The following is a 2,074-nucleotide window of genomic DNA, read 5'->3' on the forward strand; positions in this document are numbered from 1 at the left end:
GGGGTCCGAACAAGAGCAGTGCGAAATCGTACGCTAAGGCCGAACGGACCATGAACGGCGTATGGATGAGCAGCGCGGGATCCTGTGGATTGTCATCGCGACGCGTCGGTTTTGATTTCCTCATCTGCCCGACTCGACAACGCTTCAGCCAGGTTGCCGTGTATAGGGACGGAAGATGGCAAAGCGGAAGCTTCTCAAAGCGCAAGATCGACGGAAGCTTTTCGACATACCGGTCGATGAGGACAGCCTGATCCGACACTACTCGTTGTCACCGGCGGACCGTCTGGAGATTGAGTTGCGGAGGCGTGAGCACAATCGGCTCGGTTTTGCTGTTCAGCTATGTCTGATGCGATACCCTGGCCGAGCGCTTGGAGCAGAAGAGACTCCGCCTCGCGCTATGCTCAGATATGTTGCTGACCAGATTGGCGCCGACCCAGAAACATTTGCGCTCTACGCACGCCGTGAAGAAACCCGTCGCGATCACACGTCGCGCGTCATGGTGCATCTGGATACGCGAAGCGCGACGGCGGAAGATCGTCGGGCCGCGCTGTTGGCTGCAATTCAGACGGCCGCGATGTCCGACGACGGGGCTGCGATCGCCAACTCCATTGTCGCCACGTTTCGTGGACGCGGATCCCTTCTGCCGGCAATCGACACGATCGAACGGATCGGCCTTGCCGGGCGCGCGATCGCCCGCCGACGGGCGGAGAGAACTCTGATTGAAGACATCCCGCTCGATACGCTTCGATCATTGGATAGGCTGCTAGAGGTTGATCCGGTGATCGGTCAGACCCGCTTCCATTGGTTGCGGTCGGCGCCGGAAGCGCCGGGTGCGTCGAACCTTGTCGGGCTGACAGAACGGAGCGCATTCCTGCGCAAGCTGGAGATCGACCCGAAATTGCAGATGCGGATTTCCTCGGGTCGGTGGGACCAGATGATCCGTGAAGGGAACGCCACGCCAGCCTGGCTGGCCAGCGATTTCAACTCCAGCCGCCGGCACGCTCTGATCGTGGCGCAGGTCATCAAACTCGCACAGAAGCTCACCGACGATGCCGTGACGATGTTCATCAAGCTGATGGGTCGGTTGTTCTCGCAAGCCAACAACCGCAAGAAGCAGCGGCACATGGATTGCAGGCCAGATACCGCCAAGGCACTGCGCATGTTCCTCGATACGATCGCAGCCCTGCAGTCCGCCAATGAGTATGGTCGCGACGCTTTGGAGGTTCTCGATCAGAAAGTCGGCTGGCATCGGCTGCTCCGCATGAAGCCAGAGCTTGAGTCGATGGTCGAGGACAACGAGGCGCCGCCCTTGGTCGTGGCGGGTGAGCAGTATGCGACCGTAGGTAAATTTGCGGGCGCATTCCTGCGGTCGTTCACGTTCCAATCGGCTCGGCGACACGATCCGCTTCTCGCGGCAATCTCGCTGTTGAAGCGCATGTATGCCGAGAAGCGTCGGACACTCCCGGAGCGCGTCCCGGTCACCCACCTCAGCCAAACCGATCGACGGCTCATCTTCGAACAAGGAACGCCAGATCGCCGTCTCTACGAGATCGCCACGCTTGCGGCTTTGCGGGATCGGCTTCGATCTGCAGACATTTGGGTCGACGGGAGCCGATCCTTCCGGCCGATCGACGAGCATCTCATGTCGCGTTCAACGTTCGATGCGATGAAGGAAGAGAACCGCCTCGGACTGGGCGTCCAAGGCGATGGCGCGCAGTGGCTCGCCGAAGTGCGGCGGATGCTCGATTTCAACCTGAAGCGTTTGGCTCACAGAGCACGGTCCGGGAAGCTCGAAGGTGTTCGTCTTGAAGCCGGAACGTTGATCGTCACGCCGGCCGCCGGCGAAGTCCCTGCCGCCGCCGAAGAACTGAATGCCGAGATCAGCGATATGTATCCAATGGTTGAGGTGCCAGATCTGTTGCGAGAAGTGCACGATTGGACTGGCTTCGCCGATCACTTCACGCATGTCCGGACCGGTGACGTTCCCAGAAATGTCTCGGCCATGCTGGCCGGCGTGCTGGCGGATGCAACCAACCTCGGTCCGAAGCGCATGGCGAGTGCGTCTAAAGGGATC

General features: G+C 60.3%; 2 protein-coding genes. One reads left to right on the forward strand and one right to left on the reverse strand.

Annotated features, from left to right (window positions below; genetic code table 11):
* On the reverse strand, positions 1-259 hold a 259-nt coding region (locus J2X50_RS24855; protein ID WP_429098881.1), incomplete at its 3' end, for a hypothetical protein.
* On the opposite strand from J2X50_RS24855, the gene J2X50_RS24860 reads away from it, so the two are divergent.
* Positions 176-2,074 (forward strand): DUF4158 domain-containing protein (locus J2X50_RS24860; RefSeq protein WP_429098879.1); only part of this gene is annotated, 1,899 nt, incomplete at its 3' end. The genes J2X50_RS24855 and J2X50_RS24860 overlap by 84 nt on opposite strands.

The organism is Aminobacter sp. BE322 (assembly GCF_050433525.1).
Lineage (GTDB): Bacteria > Pseudomonadota > Alphaproteobacteria > Rhizobiales > Rhizobiaceae > Aminobacter.